Source organism: Pseudomonas sp. FR229a (assembly GCF_030209115.1).
Lineage (GTDB): Bacteria > Pseudomonadota > Gammaproteobacteria > Pseudomonadales > Pseudomonadaceae > Aquipseudomonas > Aquipseudomonas moraviensis_A.
Genome location: NZ_JARVSP010000013.1, coordinates 98,964 through 122,645 on the forward strand (window position 1 = coordinate 98,964; position 23,682 = coordinate 122,645).

At 59.0% G+C, this 23,682-nt stretch carries 25 protein-coding genes and 1 pseudogene; 13 read left to right on the top strand and 13 right to left on the bottom strand.

Features of this window, described 5'->3' with window-relative positions; genetic code table 11:
* Positions 1–175 precede the first annotated feature (175 nt).
* Positions 176–1,549 (top strand): nucleotide 5'-monophosphate nucleosidase PpnN, encoded by a 1,374-nt coding sequence (ppnN, locus tag QRN33_RS12180; protein ID WP_042606719.1) that lies wholly within the window; start codon positions 176–178, stop codon positions 1,547–1,549.
* Positions 1,550–1,748: 199 nt separating this feature from the next.
* Here ppnN and QRN33_RS12185 read toward each other — a convergent pair whose 3' ends face one another.
* Positions 1,749–3,152: an FAD/NAD(P)-binding protein gene (locus QRN33_RS12185; RefSeq protein ID WP_285408745.1), complete on the bottom strand. Its 1,404-nt coding sequence runs from the start codon at positions 3,150–3,152 to the stop codon at positions 1,749–1,751.
* Positions 3,153–3,716, bottom strand: a complete 564-nt coding sequence (locus tag QRN33_RS12190) for a helix-turn-helix domain-containing protein (protein ID WP_065616148.1) — start codon at positions 3,714–3,716, stop codon at positions 3,153–3,155.
* A gap of 85 nt (positions 3,717–3,801) precedes the next feature.
* Here QRN33_RS12190 and QRN33_RS12195 point away from each other — a divergent pair, with 85 nt between their 5' ends.
* From QRN33_RS12195 to QRN33_RS12225, 7 genes are all read left to right on the top strand, one after another.
* Positions 3,802–4,737 carry a DMT family transporter gene (locus QRN33_RS12195; RefSeq protein ID WP_285408747.1) on the top strand — a complete coding sequence of 312 codons (936 nt, stop codon included), beginning with the start codon at positions 3,802–3,804 and terminating at the stop codon, positions 4,735–4,737.
* Positions 4,738–4,983: 246 nt separating this feature from the next.
* Positions 4,984–7,902, top strand: a complete 2,919-nt coding sequence (locus QRN33_RS12200) for a monovalent cation/H+ antiporter subunit A (protein ID WP_285408748.1) — start codon at positions 4,984–4,986, stop codon at positions 7,900–7,902.
* Positions 7,902–8,246, top strand: coding sequence for a Na+/H+ antiporter subunit C (locus QRN33_RS12205; RefSeq protein ID WP_016775082.1), 345 nt, complete (start codon positions 7,902–7,904; stop codon positions 8,244–8,246). Before QRN33_RS12200 ends, QRN33_RS12205 begins: the two co-directional genes overlap by 1 nt.
* Complete coding sequence (locus QRN33_RS12210) at positions 8,243–9,922, top strand: monovalent cation/H+ antiporter subunit D (RefSeq protein WP_285408749.1); 1,680 nt, start codon at positions 8,243–8,245, stop codon at positions 9,920–9,922. Before QRN33_RS12205 ends, QRN33_RS12210 begins: the two co-directional genes overlap by 4 nt.
* Positions 9,919–10,407, top strand: a complete 489-nt coding sequence (locus QRN33_RS12215; protein WP_285408750.1) for a Na+/H+ antiporter subunit E — start codon at positions 9,919–9,921, stop codon at positions 10,405–10,407. The genes QRN33_RS12210 and QRN33_RS12215 overlap by 4 nt, the downstream gene beginning before the upstream one ends.
* On the top strand, positions 10,404–10,682 hold the full coding sequence (locus QRN33_RS12220; protein ID WP_042606712.1) for a K+/H+ antiporter subunit F: 279 nt from the start codon (positions 10,404–10,406) through the stop codon (positions 10,680–10,682). Before QRN33_RS12215 ends, QRN33_RS12220 begins: the two co-directional genes overlap by 4 nt.
* On the top strand, positions 10,679–11,041 hold the full coding sequence (locus QRN33_RS12225) for a Na+/H+ antiporter subunit G (RefSeq protein WP_064363487.1): 363 nt from the start codon (positions 10,679–10,681) through the stop codon (positions 11,039–11,041). Before QRN33_RS12220 ends, QRN33_RS12225 begins: the two co-directional genes overlap by 4 nt.
* A 129-nt stretch (positions 11,042–11,170) precedes the next feature.
* Here the strand turns inward: QRN33_RS12225 and QRN33_RS12230 are convergent, their stop codons facing one another.
* From QRN33_RS12230 to QRN33_RS12245, 4 genes are all read right to left on the bottom strand, one after another.
* Positions 11,171–11,611: a DUF3995 domain-containing protein gene (locus QRN33_RS12230; protein ID WP_064363488.1), complete on the bottom strand. Its 441-nt coding sequence runs from the start codon at positions 11,609–11,611 to the stop codon at positions 11,171–11,173.
* A 92-nt stretch (positions 11,612–11,703) separates the two neighbouring features.
* Positions 11,704–12,720, bottom strand: a complete 1,017-nt coding sequence (locus QRN33_RS12235) for an ABC transporter substrate-binding protein (protein WP_064363489.1) — start codon at positions 12,718–12,720, stop codon at positions 11,704–11,706.
* 125 nt (positions 12,721–12,845) lie between these two features.
* Positions 12,846–13,043 carry a hypothetical protein gene (locus tag QRN33_RS12240; RefSeq protein WP_083352548.1) on the bottom strand — a complete coding sequence of 66 codons (198 nt, stop codon included), beginning with the start codon at positions 13,041–13,043 and terminating at the stop codon, positions 12,846–12,848.
* Positions 13,040–13,510 (bottom strand): hypothetical protein, encoded by a 471-nt coding sequence (locus tag QRN33_RS12245; protein WP_039763128.1) that lies wholly within the window; start codon positions 13,508–13,510, stop codon positions 13,040–13,042. The genes QRN33_RS12240 and QRN33_RS12245 overlap by 4 nt, the downstream gene beginning before the upstream one ends.
* 399 nt (positions 13,511–13,909) lie before the next feature.
* On the opposite strand from QRN33_RS12245, the gene QRN33_RS12250 reads away from it, so the two are divergent.
* Entirely contained in the window at positions 13,910–14,182 is a 273-nt protein-coding gene (locus tag QRN33_RS12250) for a hypothetical protein (protein WP_042606707.1), read from the top strand.
* A gap of 49 nt (positions 14,183–14,231) precedes the next feature.
* Positions 14,232–14,471: a DUF2789 family protein gene (locus QRN33_RS12255; RefSeq protein WP_285408751.1), complete on the top strand. Its 240-nt coding sequence runs from the start codon at positions 14,232–14,234 to the stop codon at positions 14,469–14,471.
* Positions 14,472–14,477: 6 nt separating this feature from the next.
* On the opposite strand, the gene QRN33_RS12260 is transcribed toward QRN33_RS12255, so the two are convergent.
* The 3 genes from QRN33_RS12260 to QRN33_RS12270 all read right to left on the bottom strand — a co-directional run bounded on the left by QRN33_RS12260 (position 14,478) and on the right by QRN33_RS12270 (position 17,026).
* Complete coding sequence (locus QRN33_RS12260) at positions 14,478–14,681, bottom strand: hypothetical protein (RefSeq protein ID WP_285408752.1); 204 nt, start codon at positions 14,679–14,681, stop codon at positions 14,478–14,480.
* Between the two features lie 108 nt (positions 14,682–14,789).
* The gene (locus QRN33_RS12265; RefSeq protein ID WP_285408753.1) at positions 14,790–16,394 is read right to left on the bottom strand and encodes a methyl-accepting chemotaxis protein; all 1,605 of its coding nucleotides are present in this window, start codon (positions 16,392–16,394) and stop codon (positions 14,790–14,792) included.
* A gap of 227 nt (positions 16,395–16,621) precedes the next feature.
* Complete coding sequence (locus tag QRN33_RS12270; protein WP_016775095.1) at positions 16,622–17,026, bottom strand: TraR/DksA family transcriptional regulator; 405 nt, start codon at positions 17,024–17,026, stop codon at positions 16,622–16,624.
* 510 nt (positions 17,027–17,536) lie between these two features.
* Between QRN33_RS12270 and QRN33_RS12275 the strand changes: the two are divergent.
* The 3 genes and pseudogenes from QRN33_RS12275 to QRN33_RS12285 form a co-directional block, all read left to right on the top strand.
* Positions 17,537–17,650 (top strand): annotated as a pseudogene (locus QRN33_RS12275) (MurR/RpiR family transcriptional regulator); the annotation flags it as partial.
* Between the two features lie 66 nt (positions 17,651–17,716).
* Positions 17,717–18,322, top strand: coding sequence for a glutathione S-transferase (locus QRN33_RS12280; RefSeq protein ID WP_285408754.1), 606 nt, complete (start codon positions 17,717–17,719; stop codon positions 18,320–18,322).
* Between the two features lie 2 nt (positions 18,323–18,324).
* Positions 18,325–19,428, top strand: coding sequence for a DNA alkylation repair protein (locus QRN33_RS12285; protein WP_285408755.1), 1,104 nt, complete (start codon positions 18,325–18,327; stop codon positions 19,426–19,428).
* Positions 19,429–19,531: 103 nt separating this feature from the next.
* Here QRN33_RS12285 and QRN33_RS12290 read toward each other — a convergent pair whose 3' ends face one another.
* The 4 genes from QRN33_RS12290 to QRN33_RS12305 form a co-directional block, all read right to left on the bottom strand.
* Positions 19,532–20,185 (bottom strand): DUF2931 family protein, encoded by a 654-nt coding sequence (locus QRN33_RS12290; RefSeq protein ID WP_083352545.1) that lies wholly within the window; start codon positions 20,183–20,185, stop codon positions 19,532–19,534.
* Complete coding sequence (locus tag QRN33_RS12295) at positions 20,185–21,726, bottom strand: phospholipase effector Tle1 domain-containing protein (RefSeq protein ID WP_285408757.1); 1,542 nt, start codon at positions 21,724–21,726, stop codon at positions 20,185–20,187. The genes QRN33_RS12290 and QRN33_RS12295 overlap by 1 nt, the downstream gene beginning before the upstream one ends.
* A gap of 356 nt (positions 21,727–22,082) precedes the next feature.
* Positions 22,083–22,604: a GNAT family N-acetyltransferase gene (locus tag QRN33_RS12300; RefSeq protein ID WP_123419337.1), complete on the bottom strand. Its 522-nt coding sequence runs from the start codon at positions 22,602–22,604 to the stop codon at positions 22,083–22,085.
* 158 nt (positions 22,605–22,762) lie between these two features.
* Positions 22,763–23,674, bottom strand: a complete 912-nt coding sequence (locus QRN33_RS12305; RefSeq protein ID WP_285408758.1) for a sel1 repeat family protein — start codon at positions 23,672–23,674, stop codon at positions 22,763–22,765.
* Positions 23,675–23,682 lie beyond the last annotated feature (8 nt).

Below are 23,682 nucleotides of genomic sequence, written 5' to 3' on the forward strand. Positions count from 1 at the left end.
CGGCGCATTATCGCATCGCAGCGGGTTTTAGCTATGCTGGGGCTCCTTTTCATCTTTTCAGCGTCCAACGGGGACATGGCGGTACAGCGCAGATCGTGCCATCTTCATTCATGGATACACACTATTCGGATGCCCGCCGCTGCGTTACGGATGGCATCGTTTTAAGGATCACTGCATGACCCAACGACACGTAATCAATGCCTCGGTCAGCCCGAAAGGCAGTCTGGAAACCCTTTCTCAACGTGAAGTCCAACAACTGAGCGAAGCCGGATCCGGCAGCACCTACACCCTCTTCCGCCAGTGCGCCCTGGCCATCCTCAACACCGGCGCGCATGTCGACAATGCCAAGACCATTCTCGAAGCCTACAAAGACTTCGAAATCCGTATTCACCAACAGGATCGCGGCGTGCGCCTGGAGCTGCTGAACGCTCCGGCCGACGCGTTCGTCGACGGCGAGATGATCGCCAGTACCCGCGAGATGCTCTTCAGCGCCCTGCGCGACATCGTCTACACCGAGAACGAACTCGACAGCCAGCGCATCGATCTGAGCAATTCCCAGGGCATCAGTGACTATGTATTCCACCTGCTGCGCAACGCGCGCACCCTGCGCCCGGGCGTCGAGCCGAAAATCGTGGTGTGCTGGGGTGGCCACTCGATCAACACCGAAGAGTACAAATACACCAAGAAAGTCGGCCACGAACTGGGCCTGCGCAGCCTCGACATCTGCACCGGTTGCGGCCCGGGCGTAATGAAAGGCCCGATGAAGGGCGCAACCATCGCCCATGCCAAACAGCGCATTCACGGCGGTCGCTACCTCGGCCTGACCGAGCCGGGCATCATCGCTGCCGAAGCGCCAAACCCGATCGTCAATGAACTGGTGATCCTGCCGGACATCGAAAAGCGTCTGGAAGCCTTCGTCCGTGTTGGACATGGCATCATCATCTTCCCGGGCGGCGCCGGTACTGCCGAGGAGTTCCTCTACCTGCTCGGTATCCTGATGCACCCGGGCAACGAAGGTCTGCCATTCCCGGTGATCCTCACCGGGCCGAAGCATGCCGCGCCGTATCTTGAGCAACTGGATGCGTTCGTCGTCGCAACACTCGGCGAAGCGGCGAAGCAGCATTACGAGATCATCATCGATGACCCGGCCGAAGTGGCGCGGCAGATGACCCAGGGACTGAAAGCGGTGAAGCAGTTCCGCCGCGAGCGGAACGATGCGTTTCATTTCAACTGGCTGTTGAAGATCGACGAGGGCTTCCAGCGTCCGTTCGATCCGACTCACGAAAACATGGCCAATCTCAAACTGCACCGCGACCAGCCACCGCATGAACTGGCGGCCAATTTGCGTCGAGCGTTTTCCGGCATCGTCGCCGGCAACGTCAAGGACAAGGGCATCCGCCTGATCGAAGAACACGGGCCGTATCAGATTCGTGGTGATGCGGCGATCATGCAGCCGCTGGATGCACTGCTAAAAGCCTTCGTCGCCCAGCACCGGATGAAGTTGCCGGGTGGTGCGGCGTATGTGCCGTGCTATCGGGTGGTTGCGTAATACCTTCAGGCACCACGCAACGAATGTAGGAGTGAGCCTGCTCGCGATAGCGGTCTATCAGTCAGCTTTTATTGACTGAACCACCGCTATCGCGAGCAGGCTCACTCCTACAGGGGCTGCGGTGTGGCGCAAATTGCTTTCACAACCTCAATCTCCCTGTGGGAGCGAGCCTGCTCGCGAAGAAGTCCGAAAGAACGCATCAATCTCTCAGGCTATCCACCAACCGCTGAGCCAACGCTTTAGCCTGCGCTGCGACATCCGTCACCGCCGTACTCTCCCACCACATCCCGCGCAACGGCGGGCCCATGGCAAACAGCTGAGCACTCACGCGCCCTTCGGCATCCAGCACTGCGCCGTCCACAGCGGCGATCCCCAGCGCCAACGGCCCCGCCTGCACCAGTCCCCGCGCCAGCAACTGCTGCGGCAACGGCCGAGCAACCCGCCGCCAGTCGTATTCGATGCCGCTGGAGTTGATCAGCGCCGCACCACTCACGACGCGTGTTTCAGTCTCACCGCGAGGACGGATGCGAATGGCCACAGCATCGCCACTGCCCGGCTCAAGCCCCTTGAACGAAGCGGCATGAATGCGCAAGCGCCCTGCCTTACTCAGCCGCTCGATCAACTCGGCACTCAGCGGCGGCGAGCGATGGTGATGGCTCTCCCACCACGGCCGTACATGCCGTACGAATTGTCGACGCTGCACGTCAGTCGCCTGACTCCAGAGCCGTCCAATATGCGCGCGAACCGTATCCAGTGGTGCCTGCCAATCGATGCCTTGGGCGATGGCATCGCGACAGTGCCGACGCAGTTCGCGCAGCAACTGGCGCGGCGTACGGATGCTGTGATCCTGCGCCAGAAAATCTACCCAGGCTGGCGGTTGCCGACGAACATGGGGCAGCAACCCATGCCGTGAAAACACCTCGATCGGCCCGCGATGCCCGGCTTGCTCCAGCGACACCACGGCATCGACCATGGTCAGACCGGAGCCGATGATCAGTACGGTGGATTGCGGATCGAGATCGCGCATGGCCGCCACATCCCAAGGATCGAGGGCGGCGGCATTGAGTCCAGTGGATTGCGTCTGCGGCGTGCGCGCGGCGGGGAACATGCCGGTGGCCAGGACGGCGCGGGAACCCTGCAAAAGCTGACCATCGCTCAAGGTGAGCTTCACTGAAGCGGGATCAACTTGCAGGTCGACGGCCTCGGCAAAGATGTGTTCGACAGTCGAACCTTGCAGCGCACCCACTTCCCTGGCTTCTGCAAGCCGGTGCTGTACGTAGACACCGAACAGCCCACGAGGTGGAAACAGGTCACTGACCGGCACATCCTGCTCAGCCGACTCCGGCCAGCCGCCAGCAGCAATATGCGCGCTCAACCACTGCGTCAGATCGTCAGGATTATCCGGGTCGACGCTCATCCGCGCCGCGTTGCCGTTAAGCGTATGCCCCAACTCGACAGCGCTGTAGGCCTCTCCCCGCCCCAGTTCAGTACGCGACTCGACGATCAAAATTCTTCGTTGTCCAGGCTGACGTAACAATTGCACCGCCAGCATCGTGCCGCTGAGCCCGCCGCCGATGATCAGGATGTCCGCAGGCTGCTCCATTCAGATCACCACATTACGCACGAACCACGCTGCGACTTCGCCATCGTTGCGATAAGAATGCGGCTGATTGCTGGCGAACATGAAAAACTCTCCTTTATTGATGTGCTGCGGCTGATCGCCGAGCATCAGCGTCAAACAGCCTTCGAATACGTAGATTTGCTCGCTCCAGCCATCGGCGTCTGGTTGCGACGGGTAGACCTCGCCCGGTTGCAGACACCACTCCCATTGCTCGACTTCGCGGGTCGCGGTGGCCTTGGACAGTAGCACGGCCCTGCTGCCGGTAATCGCGCCCGCCCAGGCAACCTCGTTGATCCGGCTCGGGTCGCGCGCATCGGGGGCTTGAATCAGATCGCTGAAGGCCACGTCCAGCGCTTCGGCGACGCGATCGAGCGTGGTCAGGCTGACATTCTTCTCGCCGGCCTCGATCGCCACCAACATGCGTCGGCTCACCCCGGATTTTTCCGCCAGCGCGGCCTGGCTCATGTCCGCAGCATGGCGCAGACGTCGGACATTCTGGCTGACGTGTTGCAGGACGGAGGCTCGCTGAGTCGAATCTTTGTGCACTATATTGCTCACTCGGTGGGGTTGGGCAGTATACTGCGCAACGTTGGCGGCATTGTGCGGCCTCTCTTTTACAGTGCGCAAGGTCATGATGTCGCCGAACAATTCTTCTTCCCGCATCCGCTTCTCCCGCTTCAGCAAAGCCGAGTGCGTGCTGGTGCTGATTACCATGATCTGGGGCGGCACGTTTCTGCTTGTGCAGCATGCCATGACGGTCAGTGGCCCGATGTTTTTCGTCGGCCTGCGCTTCGCCGCGGCCGCGGCGATCGTCGCGATGTTTTCCTGGCGTCACTTGCGGGGGTTGACCGTGTTCGAGGTCAAGGCGGGGTCGTTCATCGGCGTGGCGATCATGCTCGGTTACGGCTTGCAGACAGTCGGGTTGCAAACGATTCCAAGCAGCCAGTCGGCGTTCATTACCGCACTGTATGTGCCTTTTGTGCCCTTACTGCAATGGCTGGTGTTGGGACGGCGACCGGGGCTGATGCCAAGTATCGGGATCATGTTGGCGTTTACCGGGCTGATGCTGTTGTCGGGCCCTTCGGGGGCGGCGTTGAACTTCAGTCCCGGAGAAATTGCGACATTGATCAGCGCCGTGGCGATTGCTGCCGAAATCATTTTGATCAGCACCTTCGCCGGGCAGGTTGATGTGCGTCGGGTGACGGTGGTGCAACTGGCGGTCACGGCGATGTTGTCGTTCCTGCTGGTAGTCCCCACCGGTGAAGTGATTCCGGAGTTTTCCTGGTTGTTGCTGGTAACCGCTTTGGGTCTGGGCGCGGCGAGTGCGGCGATCCAGGTGGCAATGAACTGGGCGCAGAAGAGCGTTTCACCGACTCGGGCAACGTTGATCTACGCAGGTGAACCGGTGTGGGCCGGGATCGTCGGACGAATTGCCGGAGAGCGTTTGCCGGCGATTGCGCTGGTTGGGGCCGGGTTGATTGTTGCAGCGGTGATTGTCAGTGAGTTGAAGACCAAGGGTAAGGTTGTTCAAACGCAGGATGAACTGGAGCAGGAAACGCTTGGTTGAGATCGGGAATCTGCCTTGCACGATAAATGGCTATCGCGAGCAGGCGCACTCCTACAGGTGAACGCGTTGCAAATTGTAGGAGTGAGCTGCTCGCGGTGAGGACTTTTGCGGCATCAAATCCGTCTCTGAAACAACGCTAAACACAAAATTCCAGACTACTTTGTAGGATTCTGAGACATCCTCGCGTTTGGTGATCGGGGAGCTGGCACGTATGATGCTTCACAAACTTCCGCAGATTAGAAGCCTATGTCCCTGATAGTTCTACTGCTTCTGCCATTCATTGGCAGCTGTCTGGCAGCTGTGCTGCCGCACAATGCGCGTAATGCCGAATCGCTGCTGGCGGGCCTGGTTGCCTTGATCGGCACCGTTCAGGTCGCGATGCTGTACCCGCAAATCGCCCACGGCGGCGTCATCCGCGAAGAATTCATGTGGTTGCCCAGCCTGGGGCTGAACTTCATTTTGCGCATGGACGGCTTCGCCTGGCTGTTTTCGATGCTGGTGCTGGGCATCGGCACACTCGTCTCTTTGTATGCTCGTTATTACATGTCGCCGGACGATCCGGTGCCGCGTTTCTTCGCGTTTTTTCTGGCATTCATGGGTGCCATGCTCGGTCTGGTGATCTCTGGCAACCTGATTCAGATCGTGTTTTTCTGGGAGCTGACCAGCCTCTTCTCGTTCTTGCTGATCGGCTACTGGCACCACCGCGCCGACGCGCGGCGCGGTGCCTATATGGCACTGATGGTCACCGGCGCCGGCGGGTTATGCCTGCTGGCGGGGGTCATGATTCTCGGCCATGTCGTCGGCAGCTACGACCTCGACAAGGTCCTGGCCGCCGGCGATCTGATTCGCGCACATGCCCTCTACCCCGTTCTTTTGCCACTCATTCTGATCGGCGCGCTAAGCAAAAGCGCGCAATTTCCGTTTCATTTCTGGCTGCCCCACGCGATGGCGGCACCGACTCCCGTCTCGGCATATCTGCACTCGGCGACCATGGTCAAGGCCGGGGTTTTTCTCCTTGCACGTTTGTGGCCGTCGCTGTCGGGCAGTGAAGAATGGTTCTACATCGTCAGCGGTGCCGGCGCCTGTACGCTGTTGCTCGGCGCGTACTGCGCGATGTTCCAGAACGATCTCAAAGGTTTGCTGGCCTATTCGACCATCAGCCATCTGGGCCTGATCACTTTGCTCTTGGGGCTGAACAGTTCATTGGCCGCGGTCGCCGCGGTTTTTCACATTCTCAATCACGCCACATTCAAAGCCTCGCTGTTCATGGCCGCCGGCATCATCGACCATGAAAGCGGCACCCGGGACATCCGCAAACTCAGTGGTCTGATCAAACTGATTCCCTATACGGCGACGCTGGCCATGGTCGCCAGTGCCTCGATGGCCGGCGTGCCGTTGCTCAACGGTTTCCTGTCGAAAGAAATGTTCTTCGCCGAAACCGTGTTCATCAACGCCACCGCTTGGGTCGAAACCAGTCTGCCGATCGTCGCGACCATCGCCGGCATGTTCAGCGTCGCCTATTCGCTGCGGTTCACCGTCGACGTGTTCTTCGGCCCCACCGCTACCGATCTGCCGCACACCCCGCACGAACCGCCGCGCTGGATGCGCGCGCCGGTGGAGCTGCTGGTCTTCACCTGCCTGCTGGTGGGGATTTTCCCGGCGCAGATTGTCGGGCCATTGCTTGCCGCTGCGGCACTGCCGGTTGTTGGTGGTGAGTTGCCGGAATACAGCCTCGCCATCTGGCACGGCTTGAACGCACCGATGATCATGAGCCTGATCGCCATGTCCGGTGGCATCGTCCTGTATCTGCTGCTGCGCAAGCAGTTCAAGCTCGGCCGCTTCAAGTACCCGCCGCTGGTGGGCCGCTTCAACGGCAAGCGGCTGTTCGAGCGCAGTCTGGTCGTAATGATGCGCATCGCCCGGCGTGTCGAGCGTCGACTCGGCACCAAGCGTTTGCAGATGCAGCTCTTTCTGATGGTATTGGCCGCCGTCTTCGCCGGTCTGATCCCGATGCTGCACAGCAGCCTGAGCTGGGGCGACCGGCCGAAAATCCCCGGTTCGATTGTCTTCGTGACCCTGTGGCTGCTGGCGATTGCCTGTGCGCTTGGCGCCGCGTGGCAAGCCAAGTATCACCGTCTCGCCGCCCTGACGATGGTCAGCGTCTGTGGCTTGATGACCTGCGTGACCTTTGTCTGGTTCTCGGCGCCGGATCTGGCGCTGACGCAGCTGGCGGTCGAAGTGGTAACCACGGTGTTGATTCTGCTTGGCCTGCGCTGGTTGCCGCGACGTATCGAAGAAGTTTCGCCATTGCCGGGCAGCCTGCGCAAGGCGCGGATTCGGCGTCTGCGCGACTTGCTGCTGTCGGTTGCCGTCGGTGCCGGCATGGCCCTGCTGTCCTACGCCATGCTCACCCGACAGACGCCTAACCACATTTCCTCGTTCTACCTCAGTCGCGCCCTGCCCGAGGGCGGCGGCAGCAACGTGGTCAACGTGATGCTGGTGGACTTCCGTGGCTTCGACACCCTCGGCGAGATCACCGTCCTGGTCGCCGTGGCGCTCACCGTATTCGCCCTGCTACGCCGCTTCCGCCCGCCCAAGGAAAGCCTGCAGTTGCCGGCGCAGCAGCGCCTGCTGGCATCGGACGTGGTTACCGATCTGGTCAACCCGCGCTCGGCCAGCGACACGGCACTTGGCTTCATGATGGTCCCGGCGGTGCTGGTCCGTCTGCTGCTGCCTGTCGCGCTGGTGGTGTCGTTCTACCTGTTCATGCGTGGACACAATCAACCGGGCGGCGGTTTTGTCGCCGGACTGGTGATGTCGGTCGCCTTCATTCTGCAATACATGGTTGCCGGTACCCAGTGGGTCGAGGCGCAGATGAGCCTGCGCCCACTGCGCTGGATGGGCACCGGGCTGCTGTTCGCGACCGCCACCGGTCTCGGTGCGATGCTGGTGGGCTATCCGTTCCTGACCACCCACACCTGGCACATCAGCGTGCCGTTGCTCGGCGATATCCATATCGCCAGCGCGCTGTTCTTCGACATCGGCGTGTACGCCGTAGTGGTCGGATCGACGCTGCTGATCCTCACCGCCCTCGCCCACCAATCGGTGCGTGGTCACAAGACAGCATTGCTGCCCAAGTCCGTCGCCAGCAAAGGAGCCGTCTGATGGAAGAAGTCATCGCAATCGCCATCGGCATTCTCGCCGCGTCCGGGGTCTGGCTGATCCTGCGGCCGCGTACCTTTCAGGTGGTCATGGGCCTGTGCCTGCTGTCGTACGCGGTCAACCTGTTCATTTTCAGCATGGGCAGCCTGTTCATCGGCAAAGAGCCGGTGATCAAGGACGGCGTGACCCAGGATCTGCTGCACTACACCGACCCGCTGCCCCAGGCGCTGGTACTGACGGCGATCGTCATCAGCTTCGCCATGACCGCGCTGTTTCTCGTCGTATTGCTCGCTTCGCGCGGCTTGACCGGCACCGACCATGTCGACGGCCGGGAGCCTAAAGAATGATGGCAATGACTCACCTGATCGCCGCACCGATCCTGCTGCCGCTGCTGACCGCCGCGATCATGCTGATGCTGGGCGAGAAGCACCGGCCGCTGAAGGCGAAAATCAATCTGTTCTCCAGCCTCGTCGGCCTGTTCATTTCGGTAATGCTGCTGCAATGGACCCAGACCACTGGCGTGCCCGGCTCCATCGGCGTGTACCTGCCGGGCAATTGGCAGGCCCCGTTCGGTATCGTCCTTGTGGTTGATCGCCTGTCGGCACTGATGCTGGTGCTGACCGGGATCATCGGCGTCAGTGCCCTGCTCTTCGCCATGGCCCGCTGGGACGGCGCCGGCTCGAGTTTCCACGCACTGTTTCAGATTCAGCTGATGGGCCTGTATGGCGCCTTCCTGACGGCGGACCTGTTCAACCTGTTCGTGTTCTTCGAAGTGTTGCTCGCCGCCTCCTACGGCCTGTTGCTGCATGGATCCGGCCGCGCGCGGGTGTCATCAGGATTGCATTACATCTCGATCAACCTGCTGGCCTCGTCGCTGTTTCTCATCGGCGCGGCGTTGATCTATGGGGTGACCGGCACGCTGAACATGGCCGATCTGGCGATGAAGATCCCGCTGGTGCCGGAAGCCGATCGTGGTTTGCTGCATGCGGGGGCGGGGATTCTTGCGGTAGCGTTTCTGGCCAAGGCTGGCATGTGGCCGCTGAATTTCTGGCTGGTGCCGGCCTACTCCTCGGCCAGCGCGCCGGTGGCAGCGATGTTCGCGATCATGACCAAGGTCGGCGTCTACACCCTCCTGCGCCTGTGGACCCTCCTCTTTTCCGGTCAGGCCGGCGCCTCGGCTTTCTTCGGCGGCGACTGGCTGATCTACGGCGGCATGGCGACCATGGCTTGCGCAGGGTTGGCGATCCTCGCCGCACAGCGTCTGGAGCGCATGGCCAGCCTGAGCATTCTGGTGTCGGCGGGCATTTTGCTCTCGGCAATCGGCTTCGCGCAGCCGAACCTGATCGGCGCTGCGCTGTTCTATCTGGTCAGCTCGACCCTGGCGCTGAGCGCACTGTTCCTGCTGGCTGAACTGATCGAACGCTCGCGCTCGGCCAACGAAATCCCACTGGAAGACGAGAGCGAACTGCTGCCGCGTCCGCAGGAATCGCTGCAACCGCCCAAGGGCATCAACCTCGACGACGAGCAGAAAGCTGTGGTCGGCCAAGTCATCCCGTGGACCATGGCGTTTCTCGGTTTGAGCTTCATTGCCTGCGCACTGTTGATCATCGGCATGCCACCGCTGTCCGGATTCATCGGCAAGCTCGGCCTGATCGGCGCATTGCTCAACCCGCAGGGGCTTGGCACCGAGGCGCCGCTGTCTCCCGGCGCGTGGGGATTGCTGGCCCTGCTGATCCTGACCGGCCTGGCCTCCCTGATGGCCTTTTCGCGCCTCGGTATCCAGCGCTTCTGGACGCCGGAAGAACGGCCATCGCCATTGCTGCGCAAACTTGAATGCGCGCCGATTTTCCTGCTATTGGGGCTGAGCATCGCTTTGACTTTCAAGGCTGAACCGCTGCTGCGCTACACCCAGGCCACGGCCGATGCGCTGAACAATCCGCAGCAATATGTGCTGGCCGTCCTTGGCACGCGCGCGGTGCCGAGCCCGCAGGCCAGAGCCGACATGCTCGAGGTGCAGCAATGAACCGACTGTTTCCGGCTCCCTGGTTATCGCTGGCCCTGTGGATTCTGTGGCTGACCCTGAACCTGTCGGTCAGCCCGGGCAACCTGCTGCTCGGCGCCGCTCTGGGGTTCGCTGCGCCGCTGATGATGCGCAAGCTGCGTCCTAAACGCGCGCGCATCCGTCACCCCATGGCCATCCTGCGCCTGTTCTTCCTGGTCGGCCGTGACGTGATCATGTCCAACCTGATCGTCGCCTGGGGCGTACTCAACGCCGGACGCCGCCCACCGCGATCATGCTTCATCAAAGTGCCACTGGACCTGCGCGATGCCCACGGTTTGGCGGCACTGGCGATGATCTGCACCGTGGTGCCCGGCACTGTATGGTCGGAATTGGCGCTGGATCGCAGCGTTCTCTTGTTGCACGTCTGGGATCTGGACGATGAAGTGCAATTCATCGAGCACTTCAAGAGCACTTACGAGCGACCGTTGATGGAGATTTTCGAATGAGCCCATTACTGTCGAATGCGATCCTGCTGACATTGTTTCTGTACTGTATGGCGATGGCTTTGACCCTGGTTCGGTTGTTCAAAGGCCCGTCAGCTCAGGATCGGGTCCTGGCGCTGGATTATCTGTACATCGTCGCCATGTTGATGATGCTGACCCTGGGTATCCGTTACGCCAGTGATACCTACTTCGAAGCGGCGCTGCTGATCGCACTGTTCGGCTTTGTCGGCTCGTTTGCCCTGGCGAAATTCCTGTTGCGTGGCGAGGTGATCGAATGAATGCCGAATTGTCTCTATGGGTCGAGATCCCGGTGGCGGTCCTGCTGGTGCTGAGCGGCGTTTTTACCCTGCTGGGCGCGACCGGGTTGCTGCGCATGAAGGATTACTTCCAGCGCATGCACCCGCCAGCACTAGCCTCGACAATCGGGGCATGGTGTGTGGCACTGGCGTCGATCATCTGCTTTTCAGCACTGAAATCCGGGCCGGTGGTGCATGCCTGGCTGATTCCGGTTCTCCTGGCGATCACCGTGCCGGTGACGACGTTGCTGCTGGCGCGGGCAGCGCTGTTTCGCAAACGCATGGCTGGGGATGATGTGCCAGCTGAGGTCAGTAGCCGCCAGACCGAGAGCGGAAGCTGAGATTTTGGCGGTGGCTATGACGCCGCCATCGCGAGCAGGCTCACTCCTACATTTTTGAGATGCGTTGCCATGTGTGAGCAAGCCTGCTCGCGAAGAGGCCAGTCGGGTCGTTGCAAATCCCGGATCAGCTCAGACCCAGGCCACCGCCAACAACCCCGCCCCCAGCAGCGCACACAACGGCGAATACACCCAGGTATCCAGCCGCGCGAATCGCGAATCCTTCACTTCCTTGAAAAAACCGACCAGATTCGAATCACCGATCGCTCGGGCAAACATCAGTAACGCAATCGCGCTGATGACCCACTGCAGTGCCTTGTGCTGCACCGCAGGCACTCCCCAACCGACCCGCATGCAAACCAGCGCCGCGATCACCAACAGCGCAGCGGCAACTAACAAAGTCAGCCAGCCTGAAGGCTTGAACGCTGGGCGCACGGTGGCGACGAAGCCAGACACCGGCACCTGCGGCACCACCACCGCAGCCGCCCATTGCCCACCCAACGCCCAATACACGTGCATCAGGCCGATTGCCGCGAAGACCGTCACCAGCCATTGAGCCAACACAAAGGTCATGGTTGAAATCCTTCAAAGGGATTTGAACAAACCATCGTAGTCGGATTTTTTGCCGGTGCACGACCGGTCGGCGGTGCGGTACTTTGTTCGCGTTATTTCAGATCAGCCGTCACCTTGTCGGCCACATCCTTGGGCAGCCACGCTTGCCACACATCCGGATGCGCTTTCATGAACGCCACCGCCGCCTCACGAGGCGCGGTGTGTTTATCGCTCATATCCGCCAGCGCTTTGTTCAACGGCTCGATCGGGAAATCAACCTTGCTGAAGAACTCGGCAATTTGCGGATTCTGTTTCTGGAATGGCGTCGATACGCCGATCGACAGCTTCGATGCCAGCGAGCGGGTCGGTTTCGGATTGGGATTATCAGCGTCGGTCAGCGTCTTCCACGCTTCAGCATCGAACGGTGGCTCTTGCAGCTGCACCAGTTTGAATTTGCCAAGCAGTGGCGTAGGCGACCAGTAATAGAACAACACCGGTTTACCGCGACGAATCGAAGAGCTGATTTCGGCATCCAGCGCGGCACCCGAGCCGCTGCGGAAGTTGGTGAAATCGTCCTGCAAGCCATACGCCGTGAGCTTCTGCTTGTTGACCACTTCCGAGGTCCAGCCGATCGGGCTGTTGAGGAAACGACCCTTGCCCGGGCTTTCCGGGTCCTTGAACACATCCTTGTACTTCTTCAGATCCGTGACACTGCGCAGATCCGGCGCCAGCGGCTTGATGCCTTTGGCCGGGTCGCCCTTGATCACGTATTCCGGCACCCACCAGCCTTCAGTGGCGCCTTTCACGGTATCGCCAAGGCCGACGACCTTGCCTTCTGCCTCAGCCTTGACCCAGACCGGACTGCGCCCCGCCCACTCTTCGCCGATCACCTGAATGTCGTTGTTGGCCAGCGCGGTCTCAAGGGTAATGGTCGTGCCCGGCAAGGTATCGGTCGGCAAGCCGTAGCCTTTCTCGACGATGACCCGCAACACCTCGGTGATCAGGCTGCCGCTTTCCCAGTTCAGGTCGGCAAAGTGGATCGGCCCTTGTGCAGCCTGCAGCGATTGCGCTGACGTCAGCAAACCAAAGGTGGCCACGCTGGCAGCCAGTAACCGTCGAAATCCGTTCATGCATCGCACCTCGTGCTGTTCACAGCAATGGCAGTTGGCCTGACAGAAACGCAAGCCTCTGAATGACTCAGTCAACTGACTGTAGCCGAGGTTCCTGCTTTTTCCGGGGTCTGCTGCGCGCGAGATTACATTTCAGACTTTTCCTGCAGGCTTTGCAGCTCACGTCTGACCATGCTGGCGTAAGCCGCCGGTTGCAATGCGTAGATCTGCGACGCCACCCAACTCAGCCAGGCACCTTGCAGTTCGGCTTTTCGAGCGAGCAGGCGCTGCGCTTCTGCACGTGCATTGTCGAGGTTTTGCGAATGGAATTGCGCGCGGCTCACTCGCTGGCCTTGAACGTGACCAGCTCGCCCTTGCGCCATTTGGCAGCTTTGGCGGTGACAGCTTTCAGGGTTTTGGTCAGGCCTTCCTGCAATTGTTCATTGGCGGCAAACACGGTGACGACGCTATGGCCTTCCTTGAACAGGATCGCGTGACCGTCGGCCGTGCTGACAAACGCGTAATCGCCCAGGCCGTAGACCGTCAGTTTGATGTCGCGAAAACGAATGTCCATCTTGCCGCCTTCACGGCTGGGCAGAACCGATGCAATGAAATGGTCACCGACCTTGAGTTTGAGCCCCGGTTTGTCATCGACTACCAACGCACTTTCGGTATCGATTTCGGCGATGTAAATGCCTTCGGCGTTTTGCTCGGTGATGTAAACAAAACGTGATTGGAATTGCTTGACCAGCTTTGCACGCAAATCACCCAGCACGAACAAAGCATGCATATCGAGGTTACTGACTGCCAAAGAAACATCCCCACATTTGAAAAACCGCGCAGCGAAAAACGCCCACGGCAAAGAAACGGCCAGGCCGATGAAAACTGCAAAGACACTCAAAAACCCGACGCGAGCAAAGCGCTCTTGAATCGCGAGGTTCGTAGACTACTGGATTGTCATTAGTGAAACCCGCTCTGAAATCGCCAAACCTTGAAGGAAAAAGCCTCAAGTGCGACTAGAGCAAATCTGACTACGAACTTTAGGGAAATTTCTCACGAAAAAAAGCACTTTTCCGACATATCGCTGGCGAAAAATTGCTTTAGATAAGCCCGGTCGTCAGCAGGTTCTGGCGATTCTAGAGCAGCGATGCTCATTACGACTACCCGCAACGGCCGTTAAATTCAGGCCGACTGATGAAAAGGACTTCATATGTGCACTTTGACTCATTTCGCCACGTCGGCTGACGCAGGAATCAGCACACCTCTGACGGTGCAGGTTGCCGACCTCGATCAGCTTCCGACATCTTCTAACAATCACCAAACCCCGCACTTTCAAGTGGTGCCAGCGGGCATCGCCTTCTTTCATATCAAGGAAATATCCACGGGACGTGTCAGAGGTTTCCGCGGCAATCACAACGAAGCGTGCGCCCTCGCCCGCTCGCTCGAATCAAAAATCGAACTCCGCGCCAGCGCATGCCTCTGATAAGGAAGTGAGCGAACAAGCCCTATCGGCACCGACCCAGGAGTAGATGATGGAACTGCCAACCGAGCTTAACCTGACCACCCTTTTCGAGCAGTTGGGCCTACCGTCCGATGAAGCGTCGATCAATGACTTTGTCGAAGCCCATCCGCTGGACCCGGATACCAAACTGATCGATGCCGGTTTCTGGACGCCCCAACAGGCGCAATTACTCAAAGAGTGGCTGCGTGCCGACGGTGAAGAAGCGGTCATTGTCGATGAGCTGAACGTACGTTTGCATCGCGGCAAATAAGGGCGATCAGTGCAGGCTGTCGCCGGGCTCGATGTTCAATTGTTCGAGCCAGGCAGCCTTGCACTCCTCCGCCTCATCGCGACTGGCGAAGGCTGTACCGCGTCGCTCACCGTTGAGCAGAACCACCCAACACACACTGCGCCCCAGCGCACGTAATCCGGCCGGCACGCCGCTGCCGATCATCACTGCCACGTCCACCCTGCACTGCATGTGCTCTCCGAATAATTAGCTACCTAACTAAGTCGGCAGAGTAATGCTTTCCTTCGCGCGGAAACAGCAAGGGCCGTGCACAGATTCATTGCGCCAACGGTAACAATCTCAGCGCGGATTTTCCGGTTTGTAACCCAGACGCAACCCGCCCCAATGACGGCCCCTGATCATGATCGGCACCGACAAGTCATGCATCAGCTCACCCGTGTCGCGCGTGTAAGTCTGCAACAGCACCGGTTGTTGATGGCTGCCGCAACGGATACCCGTGCGGTCACTGAATTTGCGCTTGGTGCGGTTATTCACCGTGTCGACCTGCACATCACCTGTCAACGGCTGGCTGAATGCCTGATTATGCGTCGGTACATAGCCCTGCTGCGTGCAGGCGATCGCGAACACCAAGCCTTCATGACGCGCTAACAGCGGTTCCTGAATCGCCGGCAAGACCTGATCGGTGTAACGATCGAACCGGGTCTGGAATTTGGCCGGTTCGGTGCCCGGAATCGGTTGGTAACTGCGGTCGAACAAATCATCCAGGCTGATCCGCCCCTGCTCGACATCCGCCTCGAAGCGCGCTGCGATCTGACTCGCACCTTCGCGCGCCAGGTCATAAATGCGCTGGTGATAGTCGTCCAGGCCCACCTCGGCCAAGCGTTCGCTGATGGTTTCCGCCTGCCCTTCCATCTGCACCGCTGCTTCTGCGAGGCGGCGGGTCTGTTGGTCGCTGATCGCCAGATCACTGCGCATTTGCTCGATTGCGCTGAACAGCGCATCAAGCTGTTGGCGATTGGTTTGCGCGCCGCGGGCGATTTCGCTGACCTGGGTTTCGACGCCGGCTGCCAGTCGTGCGATGTTCTCCAAATGCTGGCCGGTGTGTTCGACCTGTTCGACACCAATGTGCAGATCGCTCGACAACTCGCGAATCTGCGCCACCACCTGCGCGGTGCGTTGCTGAATGTCAGCAACCATTTCGCCGACTTCGCCCGTGGCCGCCGCGGTACGCGCCGCCAACCCGCGCACTTCATCGGCGACCACAGCAAAACCGCGCCCATGTTCACCGGCCCGGGCCGCTTCAATCGCTGCGTTCAAGGCCAGTAGGTTGGTCTGGCTGGCAATCGACTGGATCACCAGCGTCACGCGCTGAATGTCGTCACTGCGCACACTCAAGGCTTCGATCAATTCGCGGCTGGCATTGGCGCGTTGACTGAGTTGCTGCATGCGCACAATCGAGTCGAGCAATTCGCTACGTCCCGCCGCGCTGCTCTGATGCGCTTCGCTGGCGGCGTCGAGCGCCTCGCGGCTGAGCTGCGAGGTGGCCTGCTCGGTGGCGATCATCACTTCGGCGTTGCTGACGATCTGCGCCGCCGCGTCGAGTTGCGATTCAAGTTTGCTCGCCAGCGACTTGACCGAGAACGCCACGCCGGCGGCTGACAGTGCGTTGTGACTGGTGGTGTAGGAAAGATCCCGGGTCAGTGCAGACAATGCGCTCGCACTATCGACCGCAACAGTGGCAGGAACGTTGCGTGAACGCAGGCGCGGCAGCCAGACAATCAGCACCGCCAGCGGCATGCCGAGGTACAGCGACCAGTCGGTCAGGGCCACGCCGGCGAGCAACAGCATCAGGGCAATGCTTTGCAGGGCCGGTGCGATCCAGCGTTCTTTCGGCAAATGCACTGGTGCAGGCAGCGCCGCAACCAGAGATCCGTCTCTCGTCATCTCTAACACCCCACGTTTGTTCTCATTGTTGTACCTGCATTAAACGCCACTACAACGCCATTATCCATGGTCCGTTCGTCGTGGGTCGGTGGCAGGTCAATGGAACGGTTTGGGAAGAGTGCAGACGAGCAAAAGCAAAGATCGCAGCCTTCAGCAACGCCCGTGTAGGAGCTGCCGGAGGCTGCGATCTTTTCAAGGCGCCCTGTTGAAAGGGTCACCCCACAGAATCAGGCCTGACGCTGGTGCTTGTCGATCTGCTCGTGACGCTCTTGAGCTTCGATGCAGTACTTGGTGGTCGGGCTGATCAGCAGGCGCTTGAGACCGATGGCCTCGCCGCTGTCGTCGCACCAGCCAAAGCTGTCGTCCTTGATGCGCTCAAGGGCTTGTTCCAGTTGCGGCAGCATGCGCTGGTCGCGATCGATCGCGTTGACCAGCCAGGTGCGCTCTTCTTCAACCGAAGCCGCGTCCGCCGGGTCAGCCGGGGTGTCCAGGCTTTCGATGGCGATACGATTTTGCTCAATGCGCTCGTGGGTTTCGACTTTCATGTTCTGCAACAGCTCGGTGAAGAAAGCGTGTTGCTCTGCATTCATGTAGTCATCTGCCGGCATGGCCAGCAACTTGTCCTTTGTCATTGATATCTCTATAAAAAAACGTGCATTAAGGCGAATAAGGGAGCGTTTCGGCGAACCGTGGGGGCCGTCGAAAAGGCATCGTTTTATTGCAAACGCCACCCGGCACTCAATTTACGAGGGGCGGCAGTCTAAGGCCCGATCAAGACCTCAGCAACAGTAAATACAGGGAATTTGTCCGACAGGACCAGGAAACTGCTCTGACACAGGCTTCACATGGCCATCGGAGTGCGTTTATAGCAAGAAATTCAGTCGAGCGGCTGTATATAGAAGACAAACGGCTAACCCCACAGCGTTCGTATGCAATTTTTTTACTATGCACTGCATCGTTTCAGCAAAGCAGAACTGCAAAAGCCCCCCTAATATCAGCCGCGACCCAGCAACATTGCGGCGAGAGAGCTTGCTTGCGTTGGGGCGAAGAGGCCCAGTGTTTTACATCCGGGGCCTGCTACGCAGTCCAGCGGGAGCAAGCGCCCTCGCCACAAGGTGATCGATCAGCCCGAAGGAAGATTTATGCCCCGCCCCGCTATGCCGGCTACCGACGAGCACTCACTCGCCAGCCCCCCGATCATTGCCGAGCGCCTGCTGCAAACGATTACCGACGAATACGACGCGCTGCCGCGCCAGCCTGACAATTGCCTCAGGCTCGGCTAGGTTATGCGTTCCCACCGGTTCGACTTGAAGGAACGCGTCATGAAACTGATCGGCATGCTCGACTCCCCTTACGTGCGCCGCGTAGCGATCTCCGCCAAATGCCTAGGGATCGACCTCGAACATGAGTCGGTCTCGGTGTTCCGCCATTTCGAGCAGTTCCAGCAGATCAACCCGGTAGTCAAGGCGCCGACGCTGATCCTCGACGACGGCATGGTTCTGATGGACTCGACACTCATCCTCGACTATCTCGAAAGCGCATCCGGTAAAAGCCTGCTGCCGAAAGAATTGCCTCAGCGCGCCCAAGCCCTGCGCCTGATCGGCCTGAGCCTTGCCGCCTGCGAAAAAGCCGTGCAGCTATATTACGAACGCAACCTGCGCCCGGCCGACATTCAATATCAACCTTGGGTCGAACGCGTTGAAGGCCAACTCGCCGCCGCGTTTACCGCGCTGGAAAAAGAACTCGAGCATCGTCGATTACCCATCGACGGCTCGCTCGCCCAGGATGGCATCAGCCTGGCGGTTGCCTGGAGCTTCACCGACCTTGTGGTGCCCGATCAGATCGACGCCGCACGCTATCCGCGAATTGCCGAATACACCGCCTACGCCGAAGGCACCGACGCCTTCCTCAGCACACCGATGAACTGACCATGAGCACCACCGACACCGCCGCTCCGGCGCTAAAGGAAATCTTCAACGCCGAGCGTCTGCAGCACATTGCTGATGAAATGAGCGCGGTGTACCCGGCATTCAAAGCCCAAGCGTTTCTTGAACATGCCAGCCGCGGGCTGGCCGAATTGTCGGTGATGCAACGCATGGCCCGCGTCGCCGAAAGCCTGCATGCAGTGCTGCCGCTGGACTACGAAGATTCCCTCGATGTATTACGTAATCTCGCGCCACGCCTGAACAGCGGATTCGTGAGCATATGCCTGCCGCATTATGTCGCGAGCTACGGTGCTGGCGCGTTCGATACTTCTATGGAAGCCCTGAAGTACTTCACCACCTTCGGCTCATCCGAGTTCGCCATTCGCTATTTTCTGCGCGCCGACCTTGAACGCTCGCTGGAACGGATGCATGACTGGACTCGCGACGAAAACCACCACGTCAGAAGATTAGCCAGCGAAGGCAGCCGCCCTCGCCTGCCCTGGTCGTTTCGGTTGGAGGCGGTACAGGCGGATCCGCAGTTGGCCGCCGGGATACTGGATCGGTTGAAGGCGGATGAGAGTCTGTACGTGCGCAAGTCCGTGGCGAACCATTTGAATGATGTGACGAAAGTGCATCCGCAGTGGGTGTTGGACACGATTGAAGGTTGGTCGTTGGAGAACAAGCACACGGCCTGGATTGCCAAGCATGCGTTGCGGAGTTTGATCAAACAGGGGGATTCGCGGGCGCTGACGGTGATTGGCGCGGGGGCGAAGGCTGAGGTTGAGTTGCTGGATGTGAAGGTTGAGCCGGCTGAGGTGAAGTTGGGTGACGCAATCACGCTGTCGTTTGTGGTGAAGTCCACGGTGGCGCACGAGCAGCGGCTGGTGATTGATTATGCGATTGACTATGTGAAAGCGAATGGCGGGGTTTCGAGGAAGGTTTTCAAGTTGAAGACGGTGGAATTGCCGGGGTTTGGGGTCGAGCCAGTGCGGCGCAGACAGGTCATCAAGGATTTTACGACGCGCAAGCATTTCGCCGGGCGGCATGGGGTTCAGGTGATGGTTAATGGGGAAGTGTTGGGTAGTGCGGGGTTTGAGGTTTTGATTTGAGGAGTGTTTATTGACCCCAAGGGTCGATAGCGGATCATTGCGCTGGCGGCCGTGCATCGAAATTGAGCGCGGCGGCACAATGGACGACTCACGGCTTCAGCGGTTACCAACTCCCGTATGGGATGCCGAATTTTTCGATGTAACGTTTGGACTTTTCGCTTACGGGATATGCGTAGCGCCCTTGGTTCTTGCCTTGGCTAGGCCCTAGCGGTTCTATCTCAGCCTGCGCTCTCGCGACTTTAACAGGATGGTGGCATGAGTCTCTGACCCAAACCTGCACTACCCCTCCAGGCGCCAATCCCAAATAGACCGATGAAATATAGGTGCTCCGCTGCTCCGGTGTTTTCGCGCAGCGCTGGCTAACCGAAGTCCGCATCAGTTGCCTAGCTTCTTCCGGTATATCCACCCAGGCTCGATAGGTCTGAGGCTCTACGATGGACTGCCAGCGAACGAAAATTCGTTTTGGGAGATCAGCGCCGACCACCGCTTTTGCGGACGCGCCCACTCCGTCCCAGCCTCGGGCAGACTCAGTACCATCTTCTGGGTACCCGCCCGACGCAGAACCTCCACCCGTGCGCAGAAACGTCTTGCCCCTAATGTCTTCCACAGCAGTGTCTTCAACCCATACTTTCATGTAGTTGGGTTCGGTAAAACCGAGTTCCCACCATGGAGATTTAGGGTCGTTCTTTGCTGACAGCGGATCGGCATTACAGCCAGCCACAAAGAGCGCGCACAGCAGTGCTGTAAATAACTTCATTACCAAAGCGTCCAGTCAGGTACGTGTGGGTGCTTTACTCGGATTGCATCTTCCGTGGGGGCATTGATGTAAACAGCTCTGATGCCACTTCCATCTTTCCTGCCAAGCGGATGGTTCCAATTGGCGGATGTGTGAATGTACTTGAGTTTGAGGATGTGCTCCTCCTCTGGCGTAGTGCTGTAGTCGCCGGCGGCAAAACGAGCACACATGGGCTGAAGCTCTTCAGGAACGGCGAAGTCTGGCGTCTCGGGAATGTCTTCGAAGCGAACGCCTTTGGCTTTGGCGAGTTGATGCATCACGCGCAGGCTCACTCTCGACAGTAACCCACTCACCGGACGCTTGAGTTGAACGGCGGCGTAGACTCGTTTGACTCGAGGACTCAGTCGATCCTGAGGACTGATCGGCATCAGTAAAGGAGGTGGTGTAACGACTTCAAGCATTTCGGAAGGCCAGCCATCGGCTAACCACTGATTTCTCACATTGACCGCATCCCGGTAGATCGACGTGGTGTTGATATCCGCGTAGTTGCCGACCTCTAGCGTTTGCATTGGGCTAATGAGCACACATTCTTCAGCTTCTTCAAGGTAACCGCCACCCACATCGGAATGCACACCTGGCAAGACAATTTCCGGATGATCCATCGCTACTCGATTGAGAGCGAAGTTAGCCCTGCACTCATCCCGCGCAGCCAACTGCACAACGTCGGTGAAGTAACGTCGGTCGAGGTAGAGTTTGATTCCTGTTGCGACTGCACTTTTGATATTGCCCAAATTGGACCATCCAGCAATCGACGGTACAGTGTCGAACAAACCAATGAAGCCCATGTTGATGTCGCTGTGGTATTGGTCGACAAAGGTCGAACTAAGCGCATCGGACTGATTGCGAAGAATCTCGCCCAAAGGGCCTTGTCTGCCACGCACAATCTCATTGGCGAAATGTCTGGCGGCTGCCGCACCGCGACTGAAGCCAAATGTATCGAAGGTCAACGAAACAATTTCACTACCGGGATTTTTGTCCAATACCTCAGTGATACGCTGTTCGATCACTGCGAAAGAGGATTGCACTCGCCCTGCAACGCCTGTTTCGCCACGTCCTGTACCGGCGCCGAATTTACTGTCTTCTTCACCCGAACGGGTACCTATGCCTTCGACGTAGACCATACCGAAAGCTTTCTTTCGTGGCCCCTCTCCCTCAGCGAGTCGCGTCGCCCCATACAGTTCGCTCAGCTTTTTCACATTGCTGACATCGTTACCATAACTACTGTCCGGGTCACTCATGTAAGGCTGGCAGCTGGCGGGAATATCCTCAGGCGCAATCGGATGCTGAGCGCCACACAACAACCCCGCAGCAGAGTTGTTCGCATTATTCCCAGTACCATCAAAGAAAACCCCAATCCTCAACGCAATGCCGATTTTTTCAGGTTCGCGCGCAGGTTCTTTCCCGTACTTCTCATATTCCGCCCAACGCTCGGCATGAATATCGACGGGTTTGGCTTCTTCGTAACGATAATTTTTCGGGGGGTTGGGTACGTAGCCACTCATCCGTGATTCCTGGTTCTGATCCTTGAGAACGGCCCGAAGGGTGACAGCCGAGACTGGGAGACGCAAGCTGTGGCCGTGTGCCAGCCGGGGAGTGCCCCCTCGTCGGGGTGGGGGGTAGCTGGCGATTTCGCCGAACACATTCGCCACCAACGAAGGTCGCGGCCATACGCGGGTGGGTAGACCTGTAACTAGGCCCCCCCCACGCTAAGGTGTACTGCGCATGAGGGGTGACTGGGCGGACGCTTTCGCGAGCAAGCTCGCTCCCACAGTTTTTTTGTCTGGTTTAGATAGATGGTGATTGGGCTGGCGTCATCGCGAGCAGGCTCGCTCCTACAGGTTTTGCGTCTGGCTTTGGATCAGGCGTCTTGTCGTTGGATACGGAATACGAGGCTTGGGGCTTTGCCGGGGACGTCGTCGAGATCGCCGAAGCGGTGCATGCCGATCTTTTCCAGTACGCGAATTGAGGCGACATGGTCCGGTCTGACCAGTCCGAATACTTCAGGTAAACCGAGGTAGTGGAACGCGTGGGTCAGCGCGGTTTGGGCGGCTTCTGTTGCGTAACCGTGACCCCAGGCTTCGACGGCGAAGCGGTAGCCGAGGTTGATGACCGGTTTGCCCAAATAGTCATGGGCAGCGATACCGGCGAATCCGAGGATGTTGTCGGGGGCCTGGCTGCTGCTGATTGCCCACCATCCGTAGCCGTGGGTTGCCCAGTGTTGCAGCCAGCGACTCAGTAGGGCTGCGGCTTGGGCCATGTCGGTCATTGGACCGGCGGGATTGAACTGGTTGGTTTTTGGGTCGCCGAAAATCGCGAAAACGTTGGGCAGGTCTGCTGGTTGTGGGCGTCTGTAGATCAGGCGTGGTGGCATGTCTGACATGATCAGAACCTTTGAAAGGTGGCAAAACCGGGCTGGAGCACGAATCAGCAATCAAAAATAATACAAGAACAGCTTTCGTTCGCCTTGAAGAAAGCTGCCGATCGTTTTGCCATCGTCGGCAGCCGGTCCGGCTCGTCCGGTTTGCGCAGGGAGAAGGCTTACTTTTTTCTGCTCTCGTTGAGCCTCTGCAGTGGGCTCTTGCCGTCTGTCCTGACGACCGGGATCGCCTGATAGCTCTTCTGGCCCGGGGGCATGATCGGGTCGCCGGGGAAGCGATAGTCGCTAAAGGCTTGCATGACTCTCTGATCGAGGGCGGAATCGCCTGAGCTTTGTAGTATCGAAAGCACCGGTGCCGACGCGCCGGGGGTGTACTCCAGCTGCACTTGCACCGGTTTGCTCGCAGGCGTCGAACTGACGTTGCTCTCCAGAGACTTCTCTATGACTTCAACGCGTTTTCTGAGGCCGCTCTGCACACTGGCGACAAAAATTTTGTTGTAGCGCTGTTGCTGCTCAATCGTCAGAGTCAAGCCTTTACCGCGCAGGCGTTCGATGCCTTGCCACGAGGCATCGCCGAGGTACCGCGTTGCATTGAAGTAGTGCGTCAGCGCGCCTTGCAAATCCTGCGGTCCGCCTCGCCCTTCCTCCATGTATTTGGCCAGTTTAGCTTCACTGCGATGCTGTTCGGGTTTGCTCACAGCACGCTGATAAAACTGCCGTGCATCAAAGTCATTGACCGGCCCGCCGATGCCTTCTTCGGCCATCCGCCCAAGTTGGCCGTAGGCGCCGGCGTCTTTATCGGCTACGGACTGATAGAGGGCTTTGGCTTTGGTAATGTCCTGAGGCACACCGCGCCCTTTCTCGTACAGGTCGCCCAGCATGATCGTGCACGGCAGGTTACCGCTCTTGCTCATATCGCGGATGTAGCTGACTTCCAGCGAGCTAATGGATTTATCGTCCCAGTAAGCGAAGCAGCGCAGATTGGAGAGATCTGCGGTCTGGGTATCGGAACTGCTGCTTTTGCAGCCAGCAACGAGTGCAGTGAGCACCAGCACAGCAACAACCTTGTTCATGAACGGAC

Excerpts from the sequence above, each read along its gene's own strand:
- ppnN (WP_042606719.1), top strand. The coding sequence starts at position 176 with ATGACCCAACGACACGTAATCAATGCCTCGGTCAGCCCGAAAGGCAGT.
- QRN33_RS12185 (WP_285408745.1), bottom strand. The coding sequence starts at position 3,152 with ATGGAGCAGCCTGCGGACATCCTGATCATCGGCGGCGGGCTCAGCGGC.
- QRN33_RS12195 (WP_285408747.1), top strand. The coding sequence starts at position 3,802 with ATGATGTCGCCGAACAATTCTTCTTCCCGCATCCGCTTCTCCCGCTTC.
- QRN33_RS12200 (WP_285408748.1), top strand. The coding sequence starts at position 4,984 with ATGTCCCTGATAGTTCTACTGCTTCTGCCATTCATTGGCAGCTGTCTG.
- QRN33_RS12205 (WP_016775082.1), top strand. The coding sequence starts at position 7,902 with ATGGAAGAAGTCATCGCAATCGCCATCGGCATTCTCGCCGCGTCCGGG.
- QRN33_RS12210 (WP_285408749.1), top strand. The coding sequence starts at position 8,243 with ATGATGGCAATGACTCACCTGATCGCCGCACCGATCCTGCTGCCGCTG.
- QRN33_RS12215 (WP_285408750.1), top strand. The coding sequence starts at position 9,919 with ATGAACCGACTGTTTCCGGCTCCCTGGTTATCGCTGGCCCTGTGGATT.
- QRN33_RS12220 (WP_042606712.1), top strand. The coding sequence starts at position 10,404 with ATGAGCCCATTACTGTCGAATGCGATCCTGCTGACATTGTTTCTGTAC.
- QRN33_RS12225 (WP_064363487.1), top strand. The coding sequence starts at position 10,679 with ATGAATGCCGAATTGTCTCTATGGGTCGAGATCCCGGTGGCGGTCCTG.
- QRN33_RS12230 (WP_064363488.1), bottom strand. The coding sequence starts at position 11,611 with ATGACCTTTGTGTTGGCTCAATGGCTGGTGACGGTCTTCGCGGCAATC.
- QRN33_RS12235 (WP_064363489.1), bottom strand. The coding sequence starts at position 12,720 with ATGAACGGATTTCGACGGTTACTGGCTGCCAGCGTGGCCACCTTTGGT.
- QRN33_RS12250 (WP_042606707.1), top strand. The coding sequence starts at position 13,910 with ATGTGCACTTTGACTCATTTCGCCACGTCGGCTGACGCAGGAATCAGC.
- QRN33_RS12255 (WP_285408751.1), top strand. The coding sequence starts at position 14,232 with ATGGAACTGCCAACCGAGCTTAACCTGACCACCCTTTTCGAGCAGTTG.
- QRN33_RS12260 (WP_285408752.1), bottom strand. The coding sequence starts at position 14,681 with ATGCAGTGCAGGGTGGACGTGGCAGTGATGATCGGCAGCGGCGTGCCG.
- QRN33_RS12265 (WP_285408753.1), bottom strand. The coding sequence starts at position 16,394 with ATGACGAGAGACGGATCTCTGGTTGCGGCGCTGCCTGCACCAGTGCAT.
- QRN33_RS12270 (WP_016775095.1), bottom strand. The coding sequence starts at position 17,026 with ATGACAAAGGACAAGTTGCTGGCCATGCCGGCAGATGACTACATGAAT.
- QRN33_RS12280 (WP_285408754.1), top strand. The coding sequence starts at position 17,717 with ATGAAACTGATCGGCATGCTCGACTCCCCTTACGTGCGCCGCGTAGCG.
- QRN33_RS12285 (WP_285408755.1), top strand. The coding sequence starts at position 18,325 with ATGAGCACCACCGACACCGCCGCTCCGGCGCTAAAGGAAATCTTCAAC.
- QRN33_RS12290 (WP_083352545.1), bottom strand. The coding sequence starts at position 20,185 with ATGAAGTTATTTACAGCACTGCTGTGCGCGCTCTTTGTGGCTGGCTGT.
- QRN33_RS12295 (WP_285408757.1), bottom strand. The coding sequence starts at position 21,726 with ATGAGTGGCTACGTACCCAACCCCCCGAAAAATTATCGTTACGAAGAA.
- QRN33_RS12300 (WP_123419337.1), bottom strand. The coding sequence starts at position 22,604 with ATGTCAGACATGCCACCACGCCTGATCTACAGACGCCCACAACCAGCA.
- QRN33_RS12305 (WP_285408758.1), bottom strand. The coding sequence starts at position 23,674 with ATGAACAAGGTTGTTGCTGTGCTGGTGCTCACTGCACTCGTTGCTGGC.